The 6,000-nt window shown below is 66.3% G+C and carries 5 protein-coding genes; 2 read left to right on the top strand and 3 right to left on the bottom strand.

What is annotated here, in order from left to right; translation table 11 throughout:
• Nucleotides 1–289: 289 nt before the first annotated feature.
• From ACREPD_RS10765 to ACREPD_RS10755, 3 genes are all read right to left on the bottom strand, one after another.
• Entirely contained in the window at nucleotides 290–2,356 is a 2,067-nt protein-coding gene (locus tag ACREPD_RS10765; protein WP_431599331.1) for an EAL domain-containing protein, read from the bottom strand.
• 90 nt (nucleotides 2,357–2,446) lie between these two features.
• Nucleotides 2,447–3,631, bottom strand: coding sequence for an NAD(P)/FAD-dependent oxidoreductase (locus ACREPD_RS10760; RefSeq protein ID WP_431599330.1), 1,185 nt, complete (start codon nucleotides 3,629–3,631; stop codon nucleotides 2,447–2,449).
• A 10-nt stretch (nucleotides 3,632–3,641) separates the two neighbouring features.
• Nucleotides 3,642–4,196, bottom strand: a complete 555-nt coding sequence (locus ACREPD_RS10755) for a YaeQ family protein (RefSeq protein ID WP_431599329.1) — start codon at nucleotides 4,194–4,196, stop codon at nucleotides 3,642–3,644.
• A 42-nt stretch (nucleotides 4,197–4,238) separates the two neighbouring features.
• On the opposite strand from ACREPD_RS10755, the gene ACREPD_RS10750 reads away from it, so the two are divergent.
• Both ACREPD_RS10750 and ACREPD_RS10745 read left to right on the top strand, forming a co-directional pair.
• A complete protein-coding gene (locus tag ACREPD_RS10750) occupies nucleotides 4,239–5,132 on the top strand; it encodes a pseudouridine synthase (protein WP_431599328.1) in 894 nt (297 codons plus the stop codon).
• 497 nt (nucleotides 5,133–5,629) lie between these two features.
• Nucleotides 5,630–5,839 carry a cold-shock protein gene (locus ACREPD_RS10745; RefSeq protein WP_431599327.1) on the top strand — a complete coding sequence of 70 codons (210 nt, stop codon included), beginning with the start codon at nucleotides 5,630–5,632 and terminating at the stop codon, nucleotides 5,837–5,839.
• The last annotated feature ends 161 nt before the right edge of the window (nucleotides 5,840–6,000 follow it).

Raw genomic sequence — 6,000 nt, 5'->3', positions numbered from 1 at the left:
GTTTGCGGGACTGTAGAAAACATGGATGTTTTCTACAAGCCTCCAAGGATGGATTCACGGCGTGTCCCGCAAACCCACCGCCGCCGGCCCAAAGCAGTGACATTTGCAGGCATGGGCTTTGGCCGTTGGGAGGAGCAGCCGACTAACAGTCGGCTCTACCCAGTCGGCTCTACCCAGTCGGATTGACCCAGTCGGATTGACCCAGTCGGATTGACCCAGTCGGATTGACCCAGTCGGATTGACCCAGTCGGGTCGACCCCAATCGGATCGACCCAGCAGGTTCCATCGGTCAGAAATCGAAGTTCATCACCGGGCTTGCGGGGCCGACGAACTCACCCTGCACGTAATCGACACCCGCGCTGAACAGCAGGCTCATCGACCCGTTGTCCGCCACGAACTCCGCGATCGTGCGGATGTTGGCTTCCTGCGCGCGTGCCGTGATCTCGCCGATCTTCTCGCTGTTCTCGCGGGTGCGGGCAAAATCGCTCGTGAAGTCGCGGTCCAGCTTCAGGAACTGCGGCTGGAAATGCGCCAGCAGCTGGAACGAATCCAGGCCTGAACCGAACTGCTCCAGCCCGATCCGGCAGCCGAGCGGCGCCACATCGGCCAGGAACTGCTGCGCATTGCGCAGGTGGGTGAACACCTTCGCTTCCGGCGCATGCAGCCACAGCCGCTCGCCCGGTACCCCGTGCGCCTGCAGTTCGCGACGGATCGTTGCGATCATCAGCGGGTCGTTGAACGACTCCGGCGTGATCTTCACCATCATGTGCGTTGCATGCCCCGCGCGCTCGCGCTGGCCCAGCACATTGATCGCGTGTGCCACCACCCAGCGGTTGATGTCCGCCAGCAGCCCGTGCTCCTCCGCGATGCCCAGGAACGCCGTGGGGCTCACCAGCTCCCCGTTGTTGTCCAGGCGCAGGTAGGCCTCGTACAACTCCAGCGGCTCGCCGCCCAGGTTCAGCACCGGCTGATAATGCAGCTGGAAACCGTCGCCCGACAGCGCCTCATTGATGCGCGCCACCCAGCGCTGGATGCGCTCTTCCTCCACGCGGTCGATCGCCGCCGGATCGAAGATGCGGCTGGTATTGCCCAGTTCCGATGCCGCCTGCTGGCACTCCGTCGCGCGCGCCAATACCTGGCCGATGCTCGCGATCTTCTCGCCGACCTGCACACCGCCGATGCTCACCGTCACCGTCGCCGAGCGATCGCCGATGCTGAACACCTGCGCCGCGAACGCGTCGCGGATCTGGTCGGCCAGCGCTTCTGTCTGCGCAAACGCGCCTTCCGTCAGCACCGCGAAACTGTGTTCGTTGAAGCGGGCCACCTGTACCCCTTCACCGACCGCACCGGCCAGCACCCGGGCGAGGGCGGCGATCAGCGCATCGGCCGAGTCCAGCCCGATGTCCGGCAGCAGGCGTGCGTAATGGTCCGGCTCCACCAGCAGCAGGCCGAAGCGACCCTCGCTGCGGCCGGCCTGGGCCACCGCCTGTTCCACATGCAGCATGAAGGTCGGGCGGTTGAGCAGCCCCGTCACCTGGTCGCGCTGGCGCAGGTCCTCGACCTCGCGGGCCAGCTCCGGATCGAACTCCATCCGGCGCCGGAACACCACCTGCAGGCAGCTCTCGCCTTCGTACGTGGCCGGCGTGAATTCCATCGTCGCGGCGAACACCGCGCCGTCCTGGTTGCGCGCGTCCACCTGGTACTGCGGCGGCGGCGCCTCACCCTTGCTCAGCGACTTCAGCAGCTGCTTGAAGCCTTCCACATGTTGCGGGGCGACCATGTCCAGCAGCGAAATGCCTTCCACGTCCTCAAACGATTCATACCCGAACATCTCCAGGTAGGCCTCGTTGGCGCGGATGTGCATCCCCTCATGGACATACGCGATCGGGTCGCGCGAGGACGAGATCAGCGCATCGCAGCGGCGCTCGGTCTCGCGCATCTGCGCCTCGATCCGGCGCAGGCCGCGGCGGGCATGCAGGTCCGTCCATTCGTTGCGGACCACTGCCAGCAGATGCTCGGGACGGTTGCGCAGCGCGACCGCACGGATGCCATTGGCACCGGCCTCGACCCATTCGGATTCGTTGATCGTCTCGGCCAGCAGGATCATCGGAATGTCCTTGCCGCTGGCCGCGATCTGCTGGGTCACCAGGAGCAGCGGAATGCTCTGCGCGGGCGCGGCCAGCACCAGGTCGATCGGCTGGCTGCCGATGATCTGTGCCAGCTCCTCGCCGTTCTGCGGTCGCGCCGGGCGCACCGCGATGCCGCTGTTGCGCAGCATGCTGACGATGGTTTCGGCATTCTCGCCGCTGTCATCCACGATCAACAGGCGGACGGTGATGTCATTCGCGTTCTGCATTCACTACTCCCCAGACTGCAAACTTGATACACGATGCGTGTGACTACGTCCATGCCGGCGATGGGCGCCGATCACAGAGTGTGAGCGCGGTTACACCACCTGGCCGGCGGCACGGCCGCTGGCCCAGGCCCACTGGAAATTGTAGCCGCCCAGCCAACCGGTGACGTCCAGCACCTCGCCAATGAAATGCAGGCCCGGCACCAGCTGCGATTCGAACGTGCTGGACGACACCTTGCGGGTGTCCACCCCTCCCAGCGTGACCTCTGCGGTACGGTAACCTTCGGTGCCGCTGGCGACCAGAGGGAAATCCTGCAGCAGTGCGGCGGCCTGTCGCAGCTCGCGCTCGTCGATCTGGCGCACCGGGCGGTCCGGCAGCCAGTGCTCGCACAGGCGCACCGCCAACCGGCGTGGCAGCACCTCCGACAGCACCGTGCGCAGCTCGGCCGCACCCCGGTCGCGCTTCATCGCGCGCAGCCATTCCTCCGCGTCCTGGCCGGGCAGCAGGTCCAGGCGCAGCGCATCGCCCGGCTGCCAGAACGAGGAGATCTGCAGGATCGCCGGGCCGCTGACGCCGCGGTGGGTGATCAGCATCGAATTGCGGAACTCCACGTCGTTGCAGCGGGCCGCCACCGGCAGGGCAACCCCGCTCAGCTCGTGGAAGCGCTCCTGGTGCGTGCCGCTCAGGGTCAACGGCACCAGCCCGGCGCGGGTTGGCAGCAGCGTATGGCCGAACTGGCGGGCCAGCTCGTAGCCGAAGCCGGTGGCGCCCAAGCTGGGAATGGACAGGCCGCCGGTGGCGACCACCAGCGAGGCCGCATGGAAGCGGCCCTGCGCGGTCTGCACGTGGAAGCCATCGGCGCCGCGTTCGACCTTCTCGACGGCGCAGTCGGTCCGGATCTGCACCCCGGCCGCCGTGCACTCGTCCACCAGCATGCGCACGATCTGCTTGGACGACACGTCGCAGAACAGCTGGCCCAGTTCCTTCTCGTGGTAGGCGATGCCATGGCGCTCCACCACGCCGATGAAGTCCCACGGCGTGTAGCGCGCCAGCGCCGACTTGCAGAAGTGCGGGTTGGCCGAGAGGAAGTTGGCCGGCGTGGTGCCGGTGTTGGTGAAGTTGCAGCGGCCGCCGCCGGACATCAGGATCTTCTTGCCGACCTTGTTGGCGTGGTCGATGACCTGCACGACGCGGCCGCGCTGGCCGGCGGTCAGCGCACACATCAGCCCGGCCGCACCGGCGCCGATCACCAGGACATCGCAGCGGATCGTACTCATCGGTGCGGGATCAGGCCTGCGGCTTCTTCTTGCGCCAGCTCGGGGTGACCGTCAGGTGTGCCTTGTCGGACATCAGCTGGACTTCCCCGTCTTCGATGATCACGCTCCAGGTCATGGTGCGCTCGATCTGCTCGCCCCATTCGGTGACGAAGTCACCCGGCAGGTCCATGACCTCCAGCGAGGACAGCTTGTTCAGTGCGGCGCCATTGCGCTTCCACCAGGTATCGGTGAGGTTGCTGCTGCCGTACATCACCAGCTGCACCGCGCGGGCCCGGCCACTTGCCTTGCGCAGGCGCGACTCGTCGGGTTGGCCCAGCTCGATCCACTGTTCGATTTCACCGGTGTAGTCGCGGCGCCACAGGTCCGGCTCGTCATCCACGCTGAGCCCGCGGCCGAATTCCAGGCGCTCGTCGGCATTCAGCGCGAAGGCCAGCAGCCGCACCATCAGGCGCTCGTCGGTCTCCGACGGATGCTGGGCAAGGGTCAGCGCGTGGGTGGCGTAGTAGCCGCGGTCCATGTCGCTGATCTGCAGCTCGGCCTTGCGGATGGTGGCGGTGAGGGCCATGGGGGTACCGTAAACAAAGAGCGCCATGATAATGCGTGGGCCATGCACCCGTCCGATCCGATTCACGGCCACGTCGCCGCAAGCCGCCTGCAACTTCCGCCGGGTCATTGGTCTTGCCTGCTCGATGGGCTGTGCGCGCGTTTCCCGCGTATCGACCGCGCCCGCTGGCAGGACCGGTTCGCCCGGGGCCTTGTGCGCGACCTGCAGGGCAGGGCGTTGTTGCCCGGGCAGCCCTGGCAGGTCGGGCTGGAGATCCAGTACTTCCGTGAGGTGGCCGACGAGCCGCTGATCCCGCACCGGGAGGCGATTCTGCATGCTGACGCCCACCTGCTGGTCGCCGACAAGCCGCACTTCCTGCCGGTCACGCCTGCCGGGGAATACGTCCAGCAGACCCTGCTGGCCCGTCTGGTGGCCCGCACCGGCAACCCTGCGCTGGTGCCGCTGCACCGACTGGACCGGCTCACCGCCGGGCTGGTGCTGTTCTCGACCTGTGTTGAGACACGCGATGCCTACCAGCGGCTGTTTCGTGAGCGGCGCATCGCCAAGACCTACGAGGCCATCGCCCCGGCGCTGCCCGGGCTGACGTTTCCGCACGAGCGCCACAGCCGGCTGGTGCCGGGCGAGCCGTTCTTCCGCATGGCCGAGGCGCCCGGCGAGCCGAATGCGCGCACCCGCATCGAGGCGATCGAGGCCGACGGCGTACATTGGCGCTATCGGCTGTCGCCGGAGACCGGGCGCAAGCACCAGTTGCGCGTTCACATGGCGGCCTTGGGGGCGCCGATCCTGGGGGACGATCTGTACCCGGACCTGCGCGGAGCGGGGGAGGACGAGCGCGACCAGCCCCTGCAACTGCTGGCCCGGGCGCTGGCGTTCGACGATCCGCTGACCGGCGAGCCCCGGGGGTTCACCAGCGAGCTGAAGCTGGAACCACGGTAGAGCCGGGCTCTGCCCGGCGTTAAGGCGCCGCACCATGGCGGTAGAGCCACCCCATGGGTGGCTGTGCTTCGATCCAGGAGTGCGCAGCCACCCATGGGGTGGCTCCACGTCGGGTGGTTGGACACCGCGCAGCCACGCAGGGCGTGGCTCTACGGCCAAAGGTTCCCGAACCTGAGTCCCGGGCGATCCGCCATTTGGCTCAAATTAAGCCTGGAAAAATCTGAATAGGGCGTCCGAATTCGTGTAGGATTGCCCAATCCCTTGTCCTGTCAGGCGGGACGGGGGGAGGTGGCTGAACAACGCAGCTATCGCTTTTTCGGTAAAACACGCGTATCGTCCCCCACACTGTGTTTGCTAGGGTCACCGTGAATCGTGGCCTGGTGCAGTTGATCTCACGATCCGCTCATCGATCCGCTTTACCAACGCCTGCAACTCAGTCTCGGCTCCGGAAATCCGGTGGCCGCGATTATTTCAACTTATGTTTCAGGAGTTAGTACATGTCTGATCGTCAGAGCGGCACCGTCAAGTGGTTCAACGATGCCAAGGGCTTCGGCTTCATCACCCCGGAAAGCGGTCCCGACCTCTTCGTGCATTTCCGCGCCATCCAGGGCACCGGCTTCAAGTCGCTGCAGGAAGGCCAGAAGGTGACCTTCGTCGCCGTGCAGGGCCAGAAGGGCATGCAGGCTGACCAGGTGCAGCCGGTCTAATCGACCCGCCGCAACCGCAAGGTAGCCATGAACGCCGGAAGCGCAAGCTTCCGGCGTTTTTTATTGGGCGCTGCTGTTGCCGGGCGCTGTGCCGACGGTCGCGCAATGACGCGCCCGTTCACGCTGGCGGTTAGCATGGGCGTTTGCCGTTGCCGGAACCG

Origin of the sequence: Stenotrophomonas sp., from assembly GCF_050737075.1 — a bacterium.
Taxonomy (GTDB): Bacteria; Pseudomonadota; Gammaproteobacteria; order Xanthomonadales; family Xanthomonadaceae; genus Stenotrophomonas.
This window is presented reverse-complemented; position numbering and strand designations above follow the sequence as displayed.

Bases quoted from the DNA above. Each gene is read 5' to 3' on its own strand.
- ACREPD_RS10765 (WP_431599331.1), bottom strand. From the start codon at position 2,356: ATGCAGAACGCGAATGACATCACCGTCCGCCTGTTGATCGTGGATGAC.
- ACREPD_RS10760 (WP_431599330.1), bottom strand. From the start codon at position 3,631: ATGAGTACGATCCGCTGCGATGTCCTGGTGATCGGCGCCGGTGCGGCC.
- ACREPD_RS10755 (WP_431599329.1), bottom strand. From the start codon at position 4,196: ATGGCCCTCACCGCCACCATCCGCAAGGCCGAGCTGCAGATCAGCGAC.
- ACREPD_RS10750 (WP_431599328.1), top strand. From the start codon at position 4,239: ATGCACCCGTCCGATCCGATTCACGGCCACGTCGCCGCAAGCCGCCTG.
- ACREPD_RS10745 (WP_431599327.1), top strand. From the start codon at position 5,630: ATGTCTGATCGTCAGAGCGGCACCGTCAAGTGGTTCAACGATGCCAAG.